16 protein-coding genes are annotated in these 21,459 nt (G+C 42.4%); 8 read left to right on the top strand and 8 right to left on the bottom strand.

The genetic code is table 11. The annotated features are described in order from the left end of the window. Positions 1–63: 63 nt before the first annotated feature. The 4 genes from SFRI_RS08290 to SFRI_RS08310 form a co-directional block, all read right to left on the bottom strand. Positions 64–1,241 (bottom strand): IS3-like element ISShfr6 family transposase gene (locus SFRI_RS08290; RefSeq protein WP_086019740.1). Its coding sequence is split into 2 segments (ribosomal slippage): positions 64–983 and positions 983–1,241, totalling 1,179 coding nucleotides; the frame shifts between segments, so codons are not numbered across the junction. A 143-nt stretch (positions 1,242–1,384) separates the two neighbouring features. After that, complete coding sequence (locus SFRI_RS08300; RefSeq protein WP_011637078.1) at positions 1,385–2,395, bottom strand: substrate-binding domain-containing protein; 1,011 nt, start codon at positions 2,393–2,395, stop codon at positions 1,385–1,387. A 469-nt stretch (positions 2,396–2,864) separates the two neighbouring features. After that, on the bottom strand, positions 2,865–3,992 hold the full coding sequence (locus SFRI_RS08305; protein ID WP_011637079.1) for a zinc-binding dehydrogenase: 1,128 nt from the start codon (positions 3,990–3,992) through the stop codon (positions 2,865–2,867). A gap of 134 nt (positions 3,993–4,126) precedes the next feature. Next, the gene (locus SFRI_RS08310) at positions 4,127–4,804 is read right to left on the bottom strand and encodes a glutathione S-transferase family protein (RefSeq protein ID WP_011637080.1); all 678 of its coding nucleotides are present in this window, start codon (positions 4,802–4,804) and stop codon (positions 4,127–4,129) included. Between the two features lie 249 nt (positions 4,805–5,053). Here SFRI_RS08310 and SFRI_RS08315 point away from each other — a divergent pair, with 249 nt between their 5' ends. The 5 genes from SFRI_RS08315 to SFRI_RS08340 all read left to right on the top strand — a co-directional run bounded on the left by SFRI_RS08315 (position 5,054) and on the right by SFRI_RS08340 (position 12,064). Beyond that, positions 5,054–5,956 carry a LysR family transcriptional regulator gene (locus SFRI_RS08315; protein WP_041412885.1) on the top strand — a complete coding sequence of 301 codons (903 nt, stop codon included), beginning with the start codon at positions 5,054–5,056 and terminating at the stop codon, positions 5,954–5,956. Between the two features lie 412 nt (positions 5,957–6,368). Then, positions 6,369–7,481 (top strand): agmatine deiminase, encoded by a 1,113-nt coding sequence (aguA, locus tag SFRI_RS08320; RefSeq protein WP_011637082.1) that lies wholly within the window; start codon positions 6,369–6,371, stop codon positions 7,479–7,481. A gap of 79 nt (positions 7,482–7,560) precedes the next feature. Further along, the gene (locus tag SFRI_RS08325) at positions 7,561–9,270 is read left to right on the top strand and encodes an amidase (RefSeq protein ID WP_011637083.1); all 1,710 of its coding nucleotides are present in this window, start codon (positions 7,561–7,563) and stop codon (positions 9,268–9,270) included. Positions 9,271–10,361: 1,091 nt separating this feature from the next. Next, positions 10,362–10,820, top strand: coding sequence for a nuclear transport factor 2 family protein (locus SFRI_RS08335; RefSeq protein ID WP_011637084.1), 459 nt, complete (start codon positions 10,362–10,364; stop codon positions 10,818–10,820). A 383-nt stretch (positions 10,821–11,203) separates the two neighbouring features. Further along, the gene (locus SFRI_RS08340) at positions 11,204–12,064 is read left to right on the top strand and encodes a hypothetical protein (RefSeq protein WP_011637085.1); all 861 of its coding nucleotides are present in this window, start codon (positions 11,204–11,206) and stop codon (positions 12,062–12,064) included. Positions 12,065–12,685: 621 nt separating this feature from the next. Here the strand turns inward: SFRI_RS08340 and SFRI_RS08350 are convergent. The 4 genes from SFRI_RS08350 to pdsR form a co-directional block, all read right to left on the bottom strand. Continuing rightward, entirely contained in the window at positions 12,686–13,111 is a 426-nt protein-coding gene (locus SFRI_RS08350) for a hypothetical protein (RefSeq protein ID WP_011637087.1), read from the bottom strand. A gap of 81 nt (positions 13,112–13,192) precedes the next feature. Beyond that, on the bottom strand, positions 13,193–14,383 hold the full coding sequence (locus SFRI_RS08355; RefSeq protein ID WP_011637088.1) for a cystathionine beta-lyase: 1,191 nt from the start codon (positions 14,381–14,383) through the stop codon (positions 13,193–13,195). 163 nt (positions 14,384–14,546) lie between these two features. Continuing rightward, on the bottom strand, positions 14,547–16,718 hold the full coding sequence (pdsS, locus tag SFRI_RS08360) for a proteobacterial dedicated sortase system histidine kinase (RefSeq protein ID WP_011637089.1): 2,172 nt from the start codon (positions 16,716–16,718) through the stop codon (positions 14,547–14,549). A gap of 3 nt (positions 16,719–16,721) precedes the next feature. Then, complete coding sequence (gene pdsR / locus SFRI_RS08365) at positions 16,722–17,411, bottom strand: proteobacterial dedicated sortase system response regulator (RefSeq protein ID WP_011637090.1); 690 nt, start codon at positions 17,409–17,411, stop codon at positions 16,722–16,724. 260 nt (positions 17,412–17,671) lie between these two features. Between pdsR and pdsO the strand changes: the two genes are divergently transcribed. From pdsO to SFRI_RS08385, 3 genes are all read left to right on the top strand, one after another. Next, positions 17,672–18,439 carry a sortase-associated OmpA-like protein PdsO gene (gene pdsO / locus SFRI_RS08375; RefSeq protein WP_011637091.1) on the top strand — a complete coding sequence of 256 codons (768 nt, stop codon included), beginning with the start codon at positions 17,672–17,674 and terminating at the stop codon, positions 18,437–18,439. 89 nt (positions 18,440–18,528) lie between these two features. Beyond that, positions 18,529–20,697, top strand: a complete 2,169-nt coding sequence (locus tag SFRI_RS08380) for a marine proteobacterial sortase target protein (protein ID WP_011637092.1) — start codon at positions 18,529–18,531, stop codon at positions 20,695–20,697. A 14-nt stretch (positions 20,698–20,711) separates the two neighbouring features. Beyond that, positions 20,712–21,338 (top strand): class GN sortase, encoded by a 627-nt coding sequence (locus SFRI_RS08385; protein ID WP_011637093.1) that lies wholly within the window; start codon positions 20,712–20,714, stop codon positions 21,336–21,338. Positions 21,339–21,459: the final 121 nt, after the last annotated feature.

The raw sequence follows: 21,459 nt of genomic DNA on the forward strand, positions 1-21,459 counted from the left end.
GGATGACGTGAGAGTTGGGACGACGAGAAGGCTGTTAGCAATCATCTATTCATACTGTAGTGGTCAAGTAATATTGGCCACGGTTTTAGAGTCATTCCAATATAAACGTTCTGACTCATTTGGAGTTAACCCACCATTATATTGATGGGGTCTAGTTTCACTGTAATATCCAGTGATGTAATTTGTGATCGCTTTGTCTGCTTCTGTAAAATTCCCATAGCCACTTGCGGGTACCCATTCAGATTTCAAACTTCTAAAGAAACGCTCCATTGGTGCGTTATCCCAACAATTCCCGCGACGACTCATGCTTTGCTCAATCTGAAGACGCCATAATAACTGTCTGAATTTCAAGCTTGTGTAATGTGAACCTTGGTCGCTGTGATATATCACATTCTCAGGTTTCCCCCTTAACTCAAATGCCATTTTCAAGGCTTTAGAGGTCAGCTCGCTGTCAGGCGATAATGACAAAGCCCACCCAACAGGTTTGCGGGAAAATAAGTCTAAAACAACGGCTAAATATGCCCAACGATTACCGACCCAAACATACGTCACATCGCCACACCACACTTGATCTGGTTGAGTTACTGCAAACTGTCGATTAAGCGTGTTTGGGATCGCTACATGCTCTTGTGCAGCTTTCCTATAAGAATGCTTAGGCTGCTGACAGCTTAATAATCCAAGCTTTCTCATTAGATTACGGGCTCGATAACGACTGAGATTAATCCCTTTGTTAGTCACTAATTGCGCTATCGTTCTAGCACCGGCAGAGCCATTACTAATACGATGCGCGGCCTTCACTTCACTGCATAAAATAGTAAAGTCAGCATCGATATGTTCTTTTCTTTTTAGCCAATATTTATAGCTACTTCGATGCACTTTGAATGCATTACAAATTGTGAGAATAGAGTGGCTCTGCTTGAGTGCGCTGATCAGCGTAAATTGTTCATCGAGTCTGACATCAAGAGAGCGGTAGCCTTTTTTAGAATAAGATTATGCTCCTCAAGACGGGCTACCTGTTTCTTCAGTTCACGGATTTCAATTTGTTCAGGGGTAATGGGAGAGGCTTTTGGCGTGCCACCCTGGCGTTCTAGTTTTAACTGTCTCACCCATTTATCCATGGTTGATTTACCCACGTTCATCGCCTTTGCTGCTTCGATGATGCTATGGTTTTTATCGAGGACTAATTGGGCTGCTTCAAGTTTGAATTCAGCACTAAATGTTTTTCTGGTTATCGATCTCATGTGTTCACCTAAAGTCATGTACGAGGTAATAATATCACCTCTATTTAGGTGGCCAAAATAACTATGCCACTACATACATGAGCATAAGCTAAACCTAATCAGGTTGTGTAAACATTATTTGGATCAAGCGAAATTAGATATGATTACAATCCCGAAACCTTGGTACATGTATTAACGTTCTCTGGTGTGCAAAATGTGATAGGTGTGTAAATTATTTTGTCATATTTTTGTTCTGTTACAATTTTATACAACGTCAAAATGGCTTGTTTTCCCATTTCATATGGGTCTTGACCAATATTGATATGAACAAGATTATCTTTCAACATCGTTAATTGTTCAGAGGATGTATCCGTAATAACAATGATGATCTTGTTGTTATTAATTTTTGCCTGGTACGGGGCAATCATTTTACGGTAACGTGCTTGGTCATTTTGCGGCCAACCACCAACAGCAATAAAAGAGTCTGCTTTTACAGGCTTACCTTTCATTACAGACTCCATTTGATTAACAGATTGAGCCAGTTGATCAAAATTAAAGAAAGGTTCTCTAACTTCAGTCCATCCTGAATCGTTATTAAGCAATTCTCCAGGAGGTTTATCGTATATTTTTCCCGATAATGCGGAACGGACCCCCATCAGTCTTAAATTCAGATTGGGAGAATCCGGTCGCCCAGATTGCATTATTAGCGTCCCGCCATTGGGCCGATGTTTTTTTAATTCTTCACCTAATGACTTACCCAATTCAAAATTGTCAGTGCCTATATAGGCTAGGCGTATACTATTAGGGTCTTCGTTGATTGAAGCCTCAATATCAGAGTCATAGGTAATTATCGGGATACCGGCTTCTTTAGCTCTGTTAAGGCTATTTTTAACGAGATAATTAGATTGTGTAATGGCTACAGCGATACCATCTATACCTTCATCGATCAGTTGATTTATTACCTGATCTTGCATCCTAACATTACTTATATCTGGTCCACGATATATGCATTCCACGCCTTTTATTTGAGCAGCGGCATCTATACAGCCAGCTTTGCTTTGATCAAAAAAAACACTATGAAATTTAGGTACCACAGCGAGTTTCCATTCTTTTCCATGGACAGAAGATATGAGTGTTAGAGTTAAGAAAAAAAACAATACAAGTGATCTCCCCACATTCTCTCCTGAAATAAATTATTGTGCGACTCTGCTTATACTAGCATACAGCAAAGAAATTCATTTAAAGATACCAGCTGAAACGTATTCCTGAGCATATCATTGTGAGCTAATCGATATTTTTGTGTTTTGAACGCCCCATGGCGACCTTTTCGCATCTGTTGTTTAAGTCAATAGAGAAAATGTTGCGGGGCGGCTGGGCCAATTTTTTTAAAAGAGTTAAGAGGGCGTTGCCGTTAGTTTCCTCTTGGTTTGGTGTGGGCGAAGCGCCATGACGTGAGTGGCCGCAGGCCATATCTAAAAAGACCCTTTATCCGTAAGTGGGAAAACCAAACTGGACATTCGCGCTTTTATAGCCGTCATTATTTATCGATATCGGCTTAATAAAAAAGCAGATGCTATAATCAGTATCTGCTTTTTATTACGTTAACAATTTATCACTTAAGTGGTTATGAGCTTTGAGGTTTGATTACTTTTGCGGGGTAATTAAGTACTTCTCACCGGTAGCCTGTTTAGAATAACCCGCTATCGATTTTAATTGTAATACCTCAGCCAATGACACTTCATGGGTGTAGTGGCTTGCAAATGTGGTGGTGATTTCATCTGCAACACGTTTACGCATTGCCATAACCGTTTTAGTGCCTAATTTACCGAGCGCATTGAATAATAAGAACCCGTTAACAGCCCAAGCAAAACCGAAGTTACGATTTAGGGTAATAGGGCCGCGGTCTAATGCGCCATAAATGTAAACTTGTTTGAAAGTGTCCGAACCATAAACGCTGTGTTCTTTCATATCACGCGATGCAGCCACTTCCATACAGTTAAGAATGTCACTGGTTAATTTACCGCCGCCAATTGGGTCAAATGCAATCGTTGCACCTGTTTCAATTATCGCTGCGGTTAAGTCAGCTAGGAAAGTATCACTGCTTGAGTTAACAATATATTTAGCGCCCATGTCACGTAGTAATGTTTCTTGTTCTGCTTTACGGACGATGTTAATTAAATCGACACCATCGGCAATACAAATACGGTTTAACATTTGGCCGAGGTTAGACGCAGCCGCTGCATGAATGATGGCTTTATGGCCTTCAGCACGCATTGTTTCGACCATTGCTAATGCCGTAAGTGGGTTAACAAAAGAAGATGCACCTTCTTTAGCCGTAGTACCTTTTGTTAATTCTAAGCAGCTTTGCACATTGGCACAGAGATATTGGCGATACGTACCACCGCCAATAACAGCAACGGTTTTACCCATTAATGCTTGCGCTGCAGGCGATGAGCCTGCTGCGACAACGGTTCCTGCACCTTCATTACCAACTGGAATGGCTTTACCGACTCTGGTTTTAACCGCTGGCATAAATTTAGCCGGAACATCTGCAATAATAGCGGGGCTTTGTTCAGTGCCTGCTTGTGTCGCAGTAGTCATATCTGCAGCGCTGAACAGAACGGCTAAATCAGACGGGTTTAATGGCGCAGCTTCAATGCGAATAACCACTTCATCGGCACCTGGTTGTGGCATGTCGATGTTTTTTAACGCAAGCGTTAATTTATTGTCTTCGCTGATCAATGAAGTCAGTTGGATATTGGTATCTGTCATTGGGATTCTCTCCTGCAAAATAATTAATTCATTGAGCCAATCACTTTATGGTATTGGCTATTTCTGTTCGTAATTCAAATCAGACATCAGTATTAGATGCTTTTATCGCTAATATCATTTCGTATAGATAAGTGTTATCCAGCGTTCGCCGCTTGGATTTGAGCTTTCACTTTTTGCATAAATTCGGGCATGTTTGCTAGGCGATCGGATTCCACCTGTTGGGCAATAACCGTTTGGCTCATGGCATCGTTCCACTGTTTCATGCCTGGTATGTCTGCCAGTACATCCCAGTTAAGCTGGCTCGAGCCAAACGCACTAACAATGGTGTTGACGTAATAAACGTAGATGTCAGCCATGGTGAATTTTTCACCGGCAATCCAAGGTGAAAACTGGCACAAGCGATTTAAGGCTGTAACGCCACGGGTTAATACCTGGCGGACTTCAGTTTTAACCGACTCTGGTATTTCAGTGCCTGAAAACACATAAGGTATGAGTCGTCTGCTAGGCAGTTCAAAATACAACTCTGCCATTTTCATTATTTGACGTACAACAGCACGTTCTCCTGCATTGTCAGGATATAGCGGAATGGCAGGGGAGGTTTCTTCGATAAAGTCACAGATGACACTCGACTCTGACAGGTAAAGACCTTCTTGCGTTGTGATTACAGGTACTTTGCCAGCGGGGCTGATTGCCAATAGCTTTTCACTACCACCGTAAATAAGGTTTTCTGTAAATGGCAGTTGTTTATATAGCAGTACATGTTTCACTAGGTTGTAATAGTTGCTCGCGGCAAAACCGTGCAAAGTCATCATAAGTCAGTAGTCCATCATTAGCGTGAAGGTTGTTGTTAATTGCCGAAAAATACAATTAAGGTCCTTGTATTTAACACATTGCAACAGGATCAAGGTTGCAATGCTTAAGTTAACGCCATTATTACTGGTTTTGATTTGGTTATATATAAGGAAAAATGTTAATCACTATTGCTTTAAAGACAACAATAAGACCAGAATAAAACAAGAATAAGACCAGAATATTAACTGTTCATTTAAGGGAGAAGTGAGTTGGATCAACTACGTGCCATGCGGTATTTCAGTAAAGTGGTCGAAACAGGCAGTTTTACCAAAGCGGCGAGTGCGTTTAATGTGCCGCCATCATCTTTGTCGAGACGCGTTGCTGATTTAGAGAAGAGTTTGGGAGCGACGTTATTAAAGCGTTCGACCCGAATTGTTAAACTAACCGAAGTGGGGCAGATTTATTACAACGATGTCCAACAAATATTGAATCAGCTAGCGCAAAGCCATGAAACAGTTCGTAGTTACCAAACAACGCCAATGGGACGTTTGCGGATCAGTTCGATGGTAGGGTTTGGTGACAAGATATTACTGCCGTTGTTAGATGAATTCAGCACGTTATACCCTCAAATTGTTTTAGATGTCAGTTTTAGCGACGAGTTATCAACACTTGGACGTGACGATGTTGATATTGCTATTCGCGGTGGTTATGCGCCCAATGAACGCGTGTTAGCAATAAGACTGATGGACAATGGTTTCATTCCTGTGGCGTCACCAAGTTACATAGAAAAACACGGTATACCAAATAATGCGATGGAATTAACGCAACATAATGGCCTGTATTTTAAAGCACCAACAGGGCCAACTCCTTGGTTATGTAATATGAACGGCCAATGGCATGATGTCTCTGGACCGGCGGTAGCTATTTCAAATAACGGCCCTTGGCTGGCAAAAAAAGCTTGTAACGGAGAGGGCATTTTAATGTCAACTCGTTGGGCGTTAGCGTCTTATCTAGAGTCTGGTAAATTGGTAGAGCTTAAGTTTGAACATGAGTTAGCGATAACTCAACATTCTGATATGGCGGTTTATTTGTTGTATCAAAAACAGCGCTACTTAGTCCCAAAAGTAAAAGCGGCAGTAGACTTTTTAGTGGAAAGAATAAAAGTGAAATGAGGGTTAATGAAGCCAATAAAACCCTACGGAAGAGTTAGTGAAGCAACTAATCTCTCTATTGATTTAAATCACTTTACGGGTATTAAACACTTCCGTAGCCATATTTTTATTTGGAAAATAGGCATTAACGTTAATGTATTTATGTCTATAAGTGGGTTCGGGGATTAACTCATTTATTCACTACATACAATTCTTTAGCGCAAGCTGTCTTAAATGATATGATATACAGTGATATTTCATCGAAACTAAAACTCAACTAGTGTAGACGTGGCAATTTCGGCCTAACTGTCCGCATGATGAATGTGGAAATTCGATTTATTCATTTGATTAATGTTAGGTGTATTTTTATTCTGTCGTCCTATGTTAGGGCGCACTCCCTTATAGTTTTTCAGCATTACCGGAGACAAAACTCATGACAAACATGAATGTGGATGCCACGCAGTTAACGACTAAACCATCCCAAGATGGTTTTAGCATGCCAGCCGAATGGGCGCAGCAGCAGGCTGTGTGGATGATTTGGCCATATCGTCCTGATAACTGGCGCTCTGCAGGGGCTTATGCTCAGGCGACATTTGCTAAAGTGGCCGATGCAATTGGTGCGGTTACCCCTGTTTATATGGGTGTGCCTAAGGCATTTTTGGCACAAGCCAAGACGGTTATGCCTGCTCACGTTACTTTGGTCGAAATAGATAGCAACGATTGCTGGGCTCGCGATACCGGACCTACAGTAGTTGTCAATGCCAAGGGCGAATGCCGTGGTGTTGACTGGGGCTTTAATGCCTGGGGCGGCGATAACGGTGGTTTGTATTCACCATGGGATAAGGACGAGCTAGTAGCGCAAAAGATGCTAACTCAGCATGGTTTTGATCGTTATCAGGCTCCGCTTATTCTTGAAGGTGGTTCTATTCATGTCGACGGTGAAGGCACTTGCATGACCACGGCTGAATGTTTACTTAACAGCAACCGCAACCCCGATTTGACTCGTGAACAGATAGAAGCATTACTGGCTGAATATTTAAATGTTAAGCAGTTTATCTGGTTGCCAGACGGCGTGTACATGGACGAGACTGACGGACACATTGATAATCTATGCTGTTTTGCTCGTCCAGGCGAAGTGGTTTTACACTGGACTGATGATCAAAGCGATCCGCAATATCCTCGTTCAAAAGCCGCTTTGGATATTTTGCAAAATACTGTTGATGCCCAAGGGCGTAAGTTAACAGTTCATCTAATACCACAGCCTGGTCCTTTGTATTGCACAGAAGAAGAAGCGCAAGGTGTAGCAGAAGGAACTGGTGTTCCACGTACGGCGGGTGAGCGTTTAGCGGGTTCTTATGCGAACTTTTTAATTACCAATAATCGTATTGTTTTCCCGTTACTCGATCCAGTAACCGACGATATAGCAGCTCAAAAATTGCAGGAAATATTCCCAGAGTATGAGATTGTCGGTGTGCCAGCCCGTGAGATTTTATTAGGTGGTGGTAATATCCATTGTATTACTCAACAGATCCCTTCTGGAAAATAAGTAACCGCGAAGGAGAACACAATGATCATTTATATCACTGTTTTTTCAACACTTTTGGCTTTTAAGAAGAGGTCGTAACATGTTCGAAGTCACTGAGGTTTCTATTGCCGAGCTGCGTGCAGCCCTTGAATCCGGTCGCACCACAGCGGTTGAGTTAGTGAAGTCTTATTTAGCTCGGGTTGAGGTTTATGACGGCCCCGCGACGCAGACTAAGCTGAATGCACTGGTGGTTCACAACCCCGATGCCATCAAAGAAGCTGAGGCTTCTGATGCTCGCCGAGCTCGTGGTGAAAGACTGAGTCCACTCGATGGTATTCCTTACACTACGAAGGATAGCTACTTAGTTAAAGGGCTCACTGCGGCTTCTGGTAGTCCAGCGTTTAAGGACTTAATTGCTCAATACGACGCATTTGCCGTTGAACGTCTGCGCGAAGCGGGGGCTATTTGCTTGGGCAAAACCAACATGCCGCCTATGGCTAATGGTGGTATGCAGCGCGGTCACTATGGCCGTGCCGAAAGCCCATATAATGCTAATTATCTTACCGCTCCCTTTGCCTCTGGTTCTTCCAATGGCGCGGGTACAGGTACGGCGGCAAGCTATTCTGCTTTCGGCCTAGCCGAAGAAACATGGTCGAGCGGTCGTGGGCCAGCATCGAACAACGGCCTGTGTGCTTATACTCCGTCACGTGGGGTGATTTCTGTGCGTGGTAACTGGCCGTTGACACCGACTATGGATGTTGTGGTGCCTTACACTCGTACGATGGCCGATATGCTCGAAGTACTTGACGTTATCGTGGCAGACGACCCTATTACTCGTGGTGATTTATGGCGTCTACAACCTTGGGTTGAAATCCCAAAAGCATCAACTGTGCGTCCAACATCTTATCTGGATCTTACTGCTCAAGCCGACACGCTTAAAGGCAAGCGTTTTGGCGTACCGCGCATGTACATTAATAAAGATGAATTGGCTGGCACCAGCGAAAACCCGGGCATCGGCGGCCCGACTGGTCAGCGCATCAATACTCGTGCGTCAGTTATCGACTTATGGGAAGCCGCACGCTCAGCGCTGGAATCTGCTGGAGCTGAAGTCATTGAAGTCGATTTTCCGCTGGTTTCTAACTGTGAAGGTGATCGCCCTGGTGCGCCGACCGTGTTCAATCGCGGCATCGTCACGCCTGAGTTTCTCGATGATGAGCTATGGGCACTATCAGGCTGGGCTTTAGATGAGTTCTTGCGTGCTAATAATGATCCTAAACTGAATAAACTGGCAGACGTCAACGGCCATTTGATTTTCCCGCATGATCTTGGCACCTTGCCCAATCGTGAGGGCGACCTCGCCGCTGGCATGGATGAATACGTCAACATGGCCAAAAGAGGCCTTAAGTCGTATAACCAAATCGACAGTATACCGGATGGTCTGCGCGGCTTAGAGAAGACTCGCAAACTGGATCTGGAAGACTGGATGGACGAGCTAAAACTTGATGCAGTGTTATTCCCAACGGTGGCAGACGTGGGGCCGGCAGATGCACAGGTTAATCCAGCTTCTGCCGACATTGCGTGGAGTAATGGTGTTTGGGTTGCCAACGGTAACCTTGCTATTCGCCACTTAGGTGTACCGACTGTGACTGTGCCAATGGGCGTAATGGCCGACATTGGCATGCCGGTTGGTTTGACTTTCGCTGGCCGTGCTTATGATGACAACGACTTGCTTCGGTTTGCGAGTGCATTTGAGGCAACGGGCAGCAAGCGCGTTATCCCTCCACGAACGCCAGTGCTAAGCAATAAGTAACAATTTCTAAGTTCTAGGCACTAAGCACTATGCACTATGCATTAAAAACTGAAAACGGGATTGGCTCCAGTGCGCCAATTCCGTTTTTTTTGCAACGTAAATGCACGTCAGATGTCCTTAAGTTCAGCGTTGAATTTGTCCATTTTCAAGTAAAGAACACTAACTTGTTTTGTACCAAAGTGAGTTAGATCTCGTGCTTTCCTTCTTTTCATTATAAAAGAAAATTGATATCGCTTTACTACAAATACTATTGTGTTTTGTGTAAATGGTGTAATCGAACAAGCTGGTTTTATATAACGTTATAATGAGTTTAGGCCTATTGCTAATCAAATAATCCAGCGGGTCGGTCTAAAGTAGGGCTGTGAAATTTTGTGGCCTAACTTAATATATTGTTATTGTGTACAATAAATTTCACAGGTAGTTTGTTAACACTTTATATTGCAAAACTCGGTTTGTTTTGAGTGTCACTAATAATTTATCATTTACACCAAAGGCGTAGTAAACATAAGTCTCTTGCAATCAATAACTTAAGTGGCTTACTTTATAGGATTCTCTGTTCAATAAGCGTTAGTTGTTCGTTACCGTCAGTAAGTGTTAGTAAGGATTTGACTATTAAAATTGATAATAAGATGCGATTTGTTGCTCGATTATTTTGTGTTGTCTTTACCATAACGGTTATCGACATGTTGATAGAAGGCGGATATAAGTACCAAAATACAGGGAGTGTGTATTATGTATCTGCAAGCTCTAATCCAGGTAAGTTTTACTTTGCAGTTGTGTGGCAATCTTTAATTGTATGTGTTTCATTTTATTTCGGCTTTGTTGTGAAGTTGAAAGAAGCCACAAAGGAAGATAATAACAACAAACCTTAATTTCCGCTTGGGTAAGCGTAGAAATTAATATGGCCACGATTATTGGATTATCATAAACATGGCTAGTGTTTTTAGTTTAATTGATTCGAGTTAATTAAGCTGATAAGTTACTAACGTTATTAACAATTATCGTAATTTGAATGTTGAGTGTTACTGGGCTTCTCAGGACGTTTAGCTGCATTCTCACTAATCCGCTGTTCGCTTACTCAAGGACGTCAAATGAATCGCATGATAGTTTTAATCTTATTAGTATTTTTTTCTTGTAAGGTAACAGCCGATACAAATGTTGATAGTCAAAATGTAACAAGAGCGGTGCTCGACTATATAGAATCGCAACACAACGTCGAGCCGGAGTTGATGAGAAGAGGCGTTGATAAAAAGTTAGCTAAAAGAACTTATTGGCAATCTAAAGATGGCTCAGAAATTATAATGGAAACTGACTTTGACACTATGGTGTGGGTGGCTGAAAACTATAACAAAGAGGGTAATAAATTCCCGTCATCTCCTAAAGTTGATATCAATATTTTGGATATTGATAATAGAGTTGCATCGGTAAAATTAACCGTCGATGAGTGGATTGATTACATGCATCTATATAAAAATGAAAATAATGAGTGGAAAATAATTAACGTTTTGTGGCAATACAATGATCCGGCAAAACATTCGAGTAAACCGTAAATACAAGAGACTATGGCATCTTACTTATCTTAACGACTACAATAGCGCCAATGGTGAGTTTTGGACTTAGGCTCTAATCCCTTACAACCCAATGGTATACAAAGTGATCAAATCATATTGTCAGTCGCTGGTGGATTCACTCCAATATGAATTATGTCTATTATGGATAGTCGCGCTGATCAAACCACAATCAATTAACAGCTAAATTCATGGACTGATTCTAGCCTGTTAAGTTCAATTTTCTAATATCTGCCAATGGAATAGCCAATGTGACTATTGTAAAATAGTATTCCTATTAATAACTTGATATTGTTCTGTTGGGCTTAAAGGTTCCTTTATCGCGAATGTTAAAGGTCCGTTTTTATAGATGATGTGGGTATTAAATGATTGATGCTGTTTGTACTTATGGTGGGCAAAGACACACTTTTTCAATTTTGAAATTTCAGGCGTTACCTGAAACTGAAATTGAAAAAAGTAGGCAGTTTTTACAATGCCCAGAGTGCGAAGGAAAGGCTTACTATCGTAAGAGAAGCTCAGACGGTAAAGCGGCGTGTTTTGGCTCTCGATATCATGTTGCAGGATGCGATGAAGGCCACCCTTCAACTCAACGAGATCGAGAGACTCGGCATAGTGTAGAAGTGAATAAGGTCATTTCTGATGCTGATATTATTAGCATTGATTTCATGTTATCAAACAGCAAAAAGTCAGTTACAGAGGTGCAAACTGTCACCGCTACATCAAGCCTCATCTCAAGCAGCCTCCCAAAAATCGATAATGCCAGTCGCAAACATGCTGGCAGCAATGAACAAGCTAAGGTCAAAGTATTAGGGCTAGAGAAAATCCTCAATAGCTTAATGCGCGGCAGCGACTTAGCTGAATCGAGTACTTTGATTGAGCTTGATACTGGTTATAAATTTAAAGCCAAGAATTTATTTGTTAACTTTGCCGAGGCTGAGCCAAGTGCTAATGCCAAAGAAGCAAAGCCTAAAATGTACTGGGGTACTATTTCACATCTAGATAAAGAGCTTGATTGGTTAAACCCATCTGATTGTACTGATGTTGGCATTCCTATCTCTAAATATAAATCGATAATATTAGAACGTTTCAATGTATCGGAAGGGCGTCAGTTAGAAGGTGCGGGGATTATTTTGTTTGGAAAATGCTTTTGGAACTCAAAGAAGACTCGCAAGATAATTGAACTGTGGAATGCTGACAGAATTTTTATCTCAGTACTAGAAGACTAATCTGCAATAAGCCGTTTAGCCATTAAAGATATATTGGCTTATATCACAATGTGTTGCTTACAAAATTGAAACAGCTTTTTCATCAATGGCATGTTTTGGTTTCCAGTCGAGTTTGATGCCTTTACTACACTTTTGCTATTAGATTGACCTTTAAGTCGATCTTCTCTTATTTTTCGCCGTTCATCAGCACGGTTCGCGACTTCGGCGAACTGTTGTCTTTGTGCCAATGTCATACTTGCCATAAAGCTCCGAAAAGGAACTTTGGGTGTGGCAGCGGCTAGATTGGTTTTTGGTGTGCTACACATAGTCATACTCTAGTTGGCAAATGGTGGTGTACTTAATAAGACCGATAAGAGTGAGATAACATTTCATTTGTGGCGTAATTTAAATTTGGCAGGCGATATCATCGCATGAGCACTCTGAGATTTTTATCATTTTCACAGTGACCAAAAGTATTTTTTGAACAACGGTTTCGCTAACTGCTTAGTGATTATTTCAATAGCTTTTATTGAGAGTGAAAAAGCCCTGAGGCGATAACGGCTCAGGACTTAGATTGTTTGTCATCTTAACTAGTAAGGTGTGTTAAATCTGTTTTTGTTTAGCGCTCAAATTCGGGTTTTGTTAAATACGAGCCATACGTTTGAGCAGTAACAACCACAATACAGGGAGCAATAAGATATAGAAAAACAGCACTTTTGCACCGATATCACCGTAAAACAAGGTGTTGTTTACAAACCTCACAATACCCATAGGATCCCATGGCATGTAATGAATATTGCCGTGCAATAACATGGCACCTAAAATCACTATGGTGATGGCTATCCATTGTCTTGCTGCCTCGTAACTTTTGACTAGAAATGCAGGAATTAACGCGGCTAAGCCGATACCAATAAAGTTCTGCGCAAGGTGAGACAGCAATGGAAATTCACTGCTATTTAATCGCCACAATAAGTTGCCGGCAGCAGACTGGCCGATTGCCACGATGCTCAATGCATAATAACCAATGCTAATGCACAGGCTGAGTATGACTAATTTGATGATATTCATTTATTTCCTTATCGTTTGAACATTCCATAAACGTTTTTTTAGAAACAGTGTACAGATTTTACCGTCAATAATGAGTAATGGCTATTTCTGTAATATTGCATTATATCGACTAAAGGCAGCATCGAGATCGGCAATTAAATCGTCGGCATCTTCAAGTCCAATGTGTAAGCGTATTAATGGTTTACTGCTGTCCCATTGGGTAGCAGTACGGATATTGTTAATACCGAATACCCCTAAGATTAAGCTTTCGAAACCGCCCCATGAAAAACCCATTTTAAAATGGTCCATGTTTTCAACAAAAGCTGTGACTGACGCTAAGTCGCCTTGCTTAAGTACAAATGAGAACAAACCGTTACCGCTGCTAAAATCGCGTTTAAAAAACTCGTGACCTGGGCAAGTATCAAATGCTGGATGACGGACATGATCCACTTCTGCACGAGTCACCAACCAATTCGCCACTTTTAAGGCATTTTTATTATGTTGTGCCATACGTACCCCTAGGGTACGTAAGCCTCTCGCAGCTAAATAGACGTCATCCGGCGAGGTAGTTTGGCCCATTAAGTAACTGTTTTCGCGCAGTTGTTCCCAATGCTGTTCATTGGCAGTGGCGGTACCCATCATGACATCTGAATGGCCGACAATGTACTTGGTGGCGGCTTGAATAGAGATGTCGACCCCCATATCAAATGGACGAGAATTAATCGGTGATGCCCAGGTATTATCCAGCATTACAATGACATCATGTTCGTGAGCGATACGGCTAAGCGTTGGTACATCTTGAACTTCCATGGTGATAGAACCTGGTGATTCTAAAAATAATACCTTGGTGTTAGGACGAATTAACTCACGAATGCCTGCGCCAATCATTGGGTCGTAATAGGTGGTTTCGATACCAAAACCTGCCAGCATTTTATTGCATAAATCGCGCGTTGGTTCATAGGCGGTGTCGACCATTAATAAATGGTCGCCACTTTTTAAAAATGACAACAAAGCGCTACTGATCGCGCCCGCACCAGAAGAGTATAACGCAGTGCCAGCACCACCTTCAAGTTCACATATGGCTTGTTGAAATGAAAAATGGGTTGGGGTGCCGCGACGACCGTAAAACATTTCACCGTTGGTTTTGTTTTTAATCGCAAAACGCATCTCATCCATGGTGTCGAACACCACGGTAGATGCTCTAAATACAGGTGGATTAATAATGCCTTTAGTGAACTTTTTTTCGCGGCCAACGCTAACAATTTGGGTGGCCAGTTTATCGTCTTTGCTCATATTTTTATTTCCATTATGTGTAGAGTCCACGGTTTATGTTTTAGCTAATGTTATTAGCAAAATATCAATGACATGGATAAATGCGCTACGGTGAATGATTTACTGATATTCATCATCCTAGCACCAACAAACCTAAATAAAAGCGCCTAAATGCTGTGGTTGACTATTTTTCATCACTCAAGGGTAACGTCAGGCATATTTCAACCCCTTCAATGCCGTTCTCTATCATGTTGGTTGCTTTAATGCTGCCATGGTGGAAGTCGGTAACTAATCGGGCAATATACAAGCCTAAACCAAGATGAGGCTTGCCATTAATACCTTGAGGCCTGATAGACACCATAGATTCAAAAATTTGGCTGTTCATGTCTTTTGGCAGTAAGGGACCGATGTTACTGACTTTTAATATTGCCTGTTTATGATATTGGGTCAGGCTGACGGTGATGGCGCTGTCGGGCTGATGAAATTCAATGGCATTGTTGATCAGTTTATCCATTAATTGGGCGATGTATTCCGGCACACCGTCGCAAGACATAACTTTGTCTTCAATGTGAACAGCAAACAGTTGGTCTGGATAAGTAATTTGGTAGCCTTGCATGCAACCGCTAATCACTTTCTTTAATGAAAAACGACAGCTTTCAGCTTGTGTCAAACTGGCTTCAAGACGAGTTGCTTCGCTTAAGTTATTTAAAATAAGGTGTAAGCGGCTGACACCTTCTTGGGCGCGGCTAACATATTTTTGTGATTGCTCGTCCAGTTGTTGCAAGCCTAAGTGTTCAAGTGAGCTGCGCACCACGGCAACAGGGGTACGCAGTTCGTGCGATAAACGTGACGACATGTTTTCTAAATAATGAGTGTATTGTCCTAGGCGACTGACAATACTTGAAAAGCTGCGTGACAAGTCACCTATTTCATCTCGGTTTTTGGATGCGACAATTTGCTGTCTTACTCGGCCCTGGCTGTCGATAGCGAGTTCGGCCTGATCACGTAAACGGCGGATGCGGCTTGAAATACTCGAGGCAAAAATAAACAAGGCTAATGTGCCCATGCTCATAATGGTCAAAATAACGTTAAACAGTTTTTCCAGTGCGCGGTTACGCAGGCTGCGAATGCCGTGAGTGGTTTCTTCTGCAATAACGACTCCCATGACTTTATCGTCAATCCATATAGGGCTTGCAGCGGCTAATACTACGGCTTTGTTGTCTGGGGTTAAGCGCCATGTAGAGCCTTGTTTGCCGCTTAAGGCTTTTTCAATATGGCTGCCAGTGAGTTCAGTTGAGTCTTGCAGTGAATCGATAAAGTCTTGTGGCGGACGAGTCAATATTTTGTAGTACAACGGCAGAATATATTGCTGCTTAAAATGCAGCCAAAACGAGTCAGGTTGATTGACCTCGATATCATCTGCCCAGGTGTTGGACGATGAACGAATATCACCAGATTTTGCCAGTACGCGGCCATGATTATCCACTACCCAAATACGTGAGCTATTGTGGCTCATGCCTTTAATGATATTTTCAATTTCAGGCGAGGGCACTAATACCGTACCTAAACTGGCTACTGAATCGGTGGCTGAGGTACCAATAACATTCACTAATTGACGTGTTTTTGTATCGTTTACATTATGAATCGCAAAACCTAATTTACTGCCTACCATTTCAAGTGGCAGTCTAAATTCAATATTGTATCCTTTGGCTGTTTTTAACCACTGGCCTTGAATGCGTGACTCGGGGGTAACGGGCATCGATTGGCTGGGGTCGGCGGGTAATTCAAACGCACTAAGCCAACCACTTTTGGTATTGGCAATAATATAACGCCTGAACTGACCGTCTGGTGATTGAGTCGCCATGACTAAGTGATCGTTTCTATCAATGCGTAAGCTTTTACGGTTACGGAAAATCAGGTTCGGGTCATTGACGTTGAAAAATCCGTATAAATAGCCGCCGTATTTGCCCACCATATGGCTAAAGCTAATATCGATTGGCTCAGTTTCGCTTCGCTGATAAATAACATGTTTGTCTGAATAGCTAAGGGTGCGATGTTGGTATAAGTCCCAGTCACTCAGTTTACCGTCGAGTTGAATGGGCCCAGCTAACGGGTAGGCGTATAAGTCGCGGCCTTTTTCAACTTGGTTTAAAAAGCTGGCTTGGTTGTCAAATAATTTTGGTCGCTCATGTAGCGCCGTAGCAAGCGCTTGAGTGGTACCTTCAAGGGTTTTTTCTTGGCCATAACGCAGGTACTTTTCCATTTCCCACACATATTCATACCCAAGCCATGGTAGGCAGAGTAAAAACAGCGACAAAATGACGACCTTGGCACGCAGCCCTATCGGTAAATTCATCTGTTAGATATTGTCCCAGCGGTAGCCCATGCCATAAACGGTATCGATACAGTCAAACTCAGCGTCGATAACGATAAACTTTTTCCTAATGCGCTTAACGTGCGAGGTGATTGTGCTGTCGTCGACGTAAATTTTAGCTTCTTGCATTAAATCCTGACGGCTGCGCACATGTCCTGGATGTTTGGCCATGGCATGAACCATCCAAAACTCGGTCACGGTCAGTTCAATGGGTTGCGATTTCCAATATACCTGAATGCGATTGCCATCGATTGTGAGGTGGCCGCGCTCAAGTAAGTTGTCTTCTATTGGGCTTGAACCGATTAATTCTGAACGACGAAATAGGGCCGCAATACGGGCCATTAAATGGGGGAAACTGACTTCTTTTGTTAAATAATCATCGGCCCCTAAACGCAGACCACACACGGTGTCAAAGTCACTGTCGCGTGCGGTTAAAAAGATGATTGGTAGGCTGCTCGACATTGCACGCAGTGCCTGGCATAGGGTAAAACCGCCGTCTATTTCATGCTCTAAACCAATATCAATAATGGCTAGGTCTGGTAAGCGAGCATTAAAGGCGAGCATGGCTGCGGGGCGATTTGCATAGGCTTGAACACTATAACCTTGCTGTTGCAGGACATCTTTGTAATTTTCGCGGATAGCGGCTTCGTCTTCAACAATGGCAATTCGTTTCATGGGATGATTTCAATTAATAGGCTGATAAATAGATACAGTGCTGACTATACAGGATTTTATGGTCCAAAAAAGCCGTTGACGGCAATTGCCATATTGTTGCCACATTTGATCGCCACATTGCCATTTTTGCTCCCCAATAAAGCCACCTATGAGGTGTTTAATAGCGACATAGAGTTAATCAGCAACGCATTAACCCATGTATTGATGATAACCATCATTTTTTAACAACCACTTTAAACAACCGCCAAAAGGGATTCTTTATGAAAAAGCAACTTATTGCCGCAACAATTATTTCTACCATGATGATTTCAAACGTCAGTTGGGCAAATGACAATGACCATGGCATGAGCGAAGAGCGCGAACACACAGAAGAGTTAGTGGGTTTGAGTTCTGGGATTTTACTCGGCGCAGTTATCGGCGGCCCAGTGGGTGCCATTATTGGTGCATTTACGGGTACGTTTATTGGTAAGTCGGTTGGCGATGAAGCAGAACTCAGCGTCCAGAAACAACAATTGGTGCAGCAAGAGAAAAAATTAACGCAAACTAACGAGCAATTAATGGCATTGAGTACTAAGCAGCAGTCGTTGGAGCAAGTGTCGGAGAAATATTATCAATTACAGTCTAACTTGGCTGAACAAAAAGTGAATCAACAACAAACACTTAATGAGTTAACCATTGGGATGAATGTGCAGTTTAAAACCGGATTGAGCCATATTGAGCCGTTATTTGAACAACAATTAGATAATGTGGCTTACATGATGAGCTTGTCACCAGAATTAACCATTGATTTAACCGGTTATGCCGACCGCCGTGGTGATAATGATTTCAACCAAGCCTTGTCTGAACAGCGTTTAGCCGAAGTGACACAATACTTAGTTACCCAAGGCATTGCCCGCGAGCGTTTGCATGGACAGGCTTATGGTTCAACGTTGCCAATGCACCAGGAACAAAACTTTGAAAACGACTTTTTTGATCGTCGGGTGACGCTCAAGTTATTAGCCCCAGGTGCTGAACTTGCTGCTAACTAAATTTACACGTCGATTTTCCTTTTTGTTTTGAATATTACCCATCTAGGCGCAAACATTGATGTTGTAGCCTAAATGGGTGAGGAGCTAGTATGCGCCCGTTGTTTTTAATCTCACATTTGTCTATTAAAAATGTTTGTAAATCGCTGTGTTTTGGTTTGTTGTTTGTCATTTATGCCAGTATTACAACGGCATTTGCATCACCGTCTGGATATCAAGAAGACGATATCACTCAAGGCACATTAGAGTACTTTCAACAAAATCAAGTGATACAAGCTTTTGCGCTAGATACACAAGTGAGCATGGATGTGTCGGGATTACTCAATCGGGTCACTGTTAAGCAAGTGTTTATCAATGATTCTGATCAATGGGTGAATGGGCGATACTTATTCCCGTTACCTGAAAATGCAGCGGTCGATAGCATGCAGTTACGCATTGGCGACAAAGTCATAGCAGGACAAATTCAACCTAAAAAACAAGCATTACAGACTTTTGAAAACGCCAAAAAACAAGGTAAACAAGCGAGTTTGTTACAGCAACAACGACGCAATTTGTTTACCTCAGATGTGGCCAATTTAGGGCCACACGAACAACTCGTGGTCGAAATTAGTTATCAACAAAAGGTTGAGTATCGTGATGGGCTGTTTAGTTTACGTTTTCCATTAGCGATAACACCGCGTTATAACCCGCAAGCTGATCGCACTACCGAGCAGCCGCTATTGGCCATGCCATCGAGCGCTAATACGGCGACGTCTGCTAAACACGTCAGGCCTGCACTAGATGTAAAGATGCAGGTGAACATTGATGCTGGTTTTGAACTAACCTCGTTAGACAGTCTCTATCATCCGATTAAGCAATCTAATGTAGGTAATCATTACAGTGTGAACTTTGCCGGCAAACAAATTGCCGACCGTGATTTTGTATTGCAATGGCAGGCTAATGTAGGCGCAGTACCAAAAGCAGCGACGTTTTATCAAACCGGTAAAACTCATTTAGCAGACAATAGCGACGAGCGTTCAGAAACAGCACAAAGACAACCTAATCCGGTTGATAACAATATGTACTCGCTAGTGATGTTAATGCCGCCGAGTGTGGAAGTAAGCGAGCAACACCTTATTGCCAGAGAACTGATTTTAGTTATCGATACGTCTGGTTCTATGTCTGGCCAGTCTATTACTCAAGCTAAGCAAGCATTACAGTTTGCACTAGCGGGACTGCGTGACATCGACAGCTTTAATATTATTGAATTTAATAGTGACGTAACAATGTTATCTGCCACGCCATTGTCTGCTAATAGCCGTAATATTGGCAAAGCAAACCGATTTATCCAGTCATTAGACGCTGACGGCGGCACCGAAATGCGCAGTGCATTACAAACTGCGCTGGTGGACAGCGTACAGCAAGATTCTGATCAAACCGATGCCCACAGTGAAATGCTACGCCAAGTGATTTTTATGACCGACGGTGCCGTTGGCAATGAACATGAGTTGTATCAGCTTATTAACGATCAGTTAGGTGACAGCCGATTATTTACGGTTGGTATTGGCTCTGCGCCGAACTCAGATTTTATGCGCCGAGCAGCAACAATGGGGCGAGGGACATTTACCTATATTGGCAATGAGTCTGAAGTGCAACAAAAAATTGAACAATTACTTAATAAAATAGAGCAACCCGTGCTGACCAATATTGGCTTGTATTATCTTGATGGCAGCGTACCAGATTATTGGCCGACCACCATTAGTGATTTATACCAAAATGAACCCCTTTGGGTAAGCATTAAATCGGCGTCACACCAACAACAGCCTATCATAGTGTCTGGCAGCATTAATGGTCAGTATTGGCAGCAACAACTTGATTTTGAAGAAAACCAAGCAGCTAAAGGCATTGATTTATTATGGGCAAATGCGCAAATAACATCACTTGAGCTTTATAAAGACAATGCCAGCCGCGACCGCGTTAATAAGCAAGTTGAAGCATTAGGCTTGCTGTATCACTTAGTGACCAGCCAGACCAGTTTAGTTGCTGTTGATGTGACTCCGGTTAACCCATTGGTTGATAATCCAATAGATGTGCAGTTACAACCGCATATGCCCCATGGATTAAATGCAGCTCAATCGTCGCAAGTATTACCACAAACCGGTACCGCTAGTCGATTATGGTTATTAATTGGCTTTAGTTTATTAGGCTTAGGATTGTTGCACTATTTATGGTTAAGACAACGCTTACCAGGCCAATTGTTAGTGATTGAATCACATGATTAAACAGGAGCGGAAATATGCAGCAAACAATATCACCGACCAAGCATTGGATTGTGATTGTGCTTCTAAGCGTACTGGGATGTGCATTATTATTACAGGGAGGTTATATGCAAGCTAAAGCCCATTTTGCCCAGTTTTTAATTGAACGTGCTTTTGAAAAAACCTTGGCCGATAGCCAACCGCATAAACCCTGGTCTTGGGCAGACACTCATCCGGTGGCTAAGATGCGTGTGTTGCAACAACACAATGATAGCTTGCAACCTTTAGGCAGTGACTTGTACGTATTAGCAGGGGCATCTGGGCGAAATTTAGCATTTGGGCCTGGGTTGATGTTAGCAGGATCTTCGTTGGGTGAGCAGGGCAATATGATTATTGCTGGCCATCGAGACAGTCATTTTATGCGTTTACAATACGTCAAGGTTGGCGACATGATTGAGCTTTATAGCACTGCAGGGGAGCGAGTGTTATATCAAATTACTACCACCCATGTAGTGCATGAAACCGACTTAGATGTGCTGGCCCCAACAGCTGAAAGTCATTTAACCTTGATAACCTGTTATCCGTTTGACCAATTGAGTGGCAATGCTGAGTATCGTTATATTGTTGAAGCTAAGCCGGTAGTGATCAACCCTTTATACAGTTAAATTACGGAAGGTTTCCGTGTTCGATTGGGGTGGCTGATAAGTTTGAGACCGTCGGGACTTTTTGAGGTTTGAATGCCATAAGATATAGAGGTTATGTGATACAGAGGTTATGTTATTTGAA

It is taken from the genome of Shewanella frigidimarina NCIMB 400, assembly GCF_000014705.1.
GTDB lineage: Bacteria > Pseudomonadota > Gammaproteobacteria > Enterobacterales > Shewanellaceae > Shewanella > Shewanella frigidimarina.

Bases quoted from the DNA above. Each gene is read 5' to 3' on its own strand.
- SFRI_RS08305 (WP_011637079.1), bottom strand. From the start codon at position 3,992: ATGACAGATACCAATATCCAACTGACTTCATTGATCAGCGAAGACAAT.
- SFRI_RS08310 (WP_011637080.1), bottom strand. From the start codon at position 4,804: ATGATGACTTTGCACGGTTTTGCCGCGAGCAACTATTACAACCTAGTG.
- aguA (WP_011637082.1), top strand. From the start codon at position 6,369: ATGACAAACATGAATGTGGATGCCACGCAGTTAACGACTAAACCATCC.
- SFRI_RS08325 (WP_011637083.1), top strand. From the start codon at position 7,561: ATGTTCGAAGTCACTGAGGTTTCTATTGCCGAGCTGCGTGCAGCCCTT.
- SFRI_RS08335 (WP_011637084.1), top strand. From the start codon at position 10,362: ATGAATCGCATGATAGTTTTAATCTTATTAGTATTTTTTTCTTGTAAG.
- SFRI_RS08340 (WP_011637085.1), top strand. From the start codon at position 11,204: ATGATTGATGCTGTTTGTACTTATGGTGGGCAAAGACACACTTTTTCA.
- SFRI_RS08350 (WP_011637087.1), bottom strand. From the start codon at position 13,111: ATGAATATCATCAAATTAGTCATACTCAGCCTGTGCATTAGCATTGGT.
- SFRI_RS08355 (WP_011637088.1), bottom strand. From the start codon at position 14,383: ATGAGCAAAGACGATAAACTGGCCACCCAAATTGTTAGCGTTGGCCGC.
- pdsS (WP_011637089.1), bottom strand. From the start codon at position 16,718: ATGAATTTACCGATAGGGCTGCGTGCCAAGGTCGTCATTTTGTCGCTG.
- pdsR (WP_011637090.1), bottom strand. From the start codon at position 17,411: ATGAAACGAATTGCCATTGTTGAAGACGAAGCCGCTATCCGCGAAAAT.
- pdsO (WP_011637091.1), top strand. From the start codon at position 17,672: ATGAAAAAGCAACTTATTGCCGCAACAATTATTTCTACCATGATGATT.
- SFRI_RS08380 (WP_011637092.1), top strand. From the start codon at position 18,529: ATGCGCCCGTTGTTTTTAATCTCACATTTGTCTATTAAAAATGTTTGT.
- SFRI_RS08385 (WP_011637093.1), top strand. From the start codon at position 20,712: ATGCAGCAAACAATATCACCGACCAAGCATTGGATTGTGATTGTGCTT.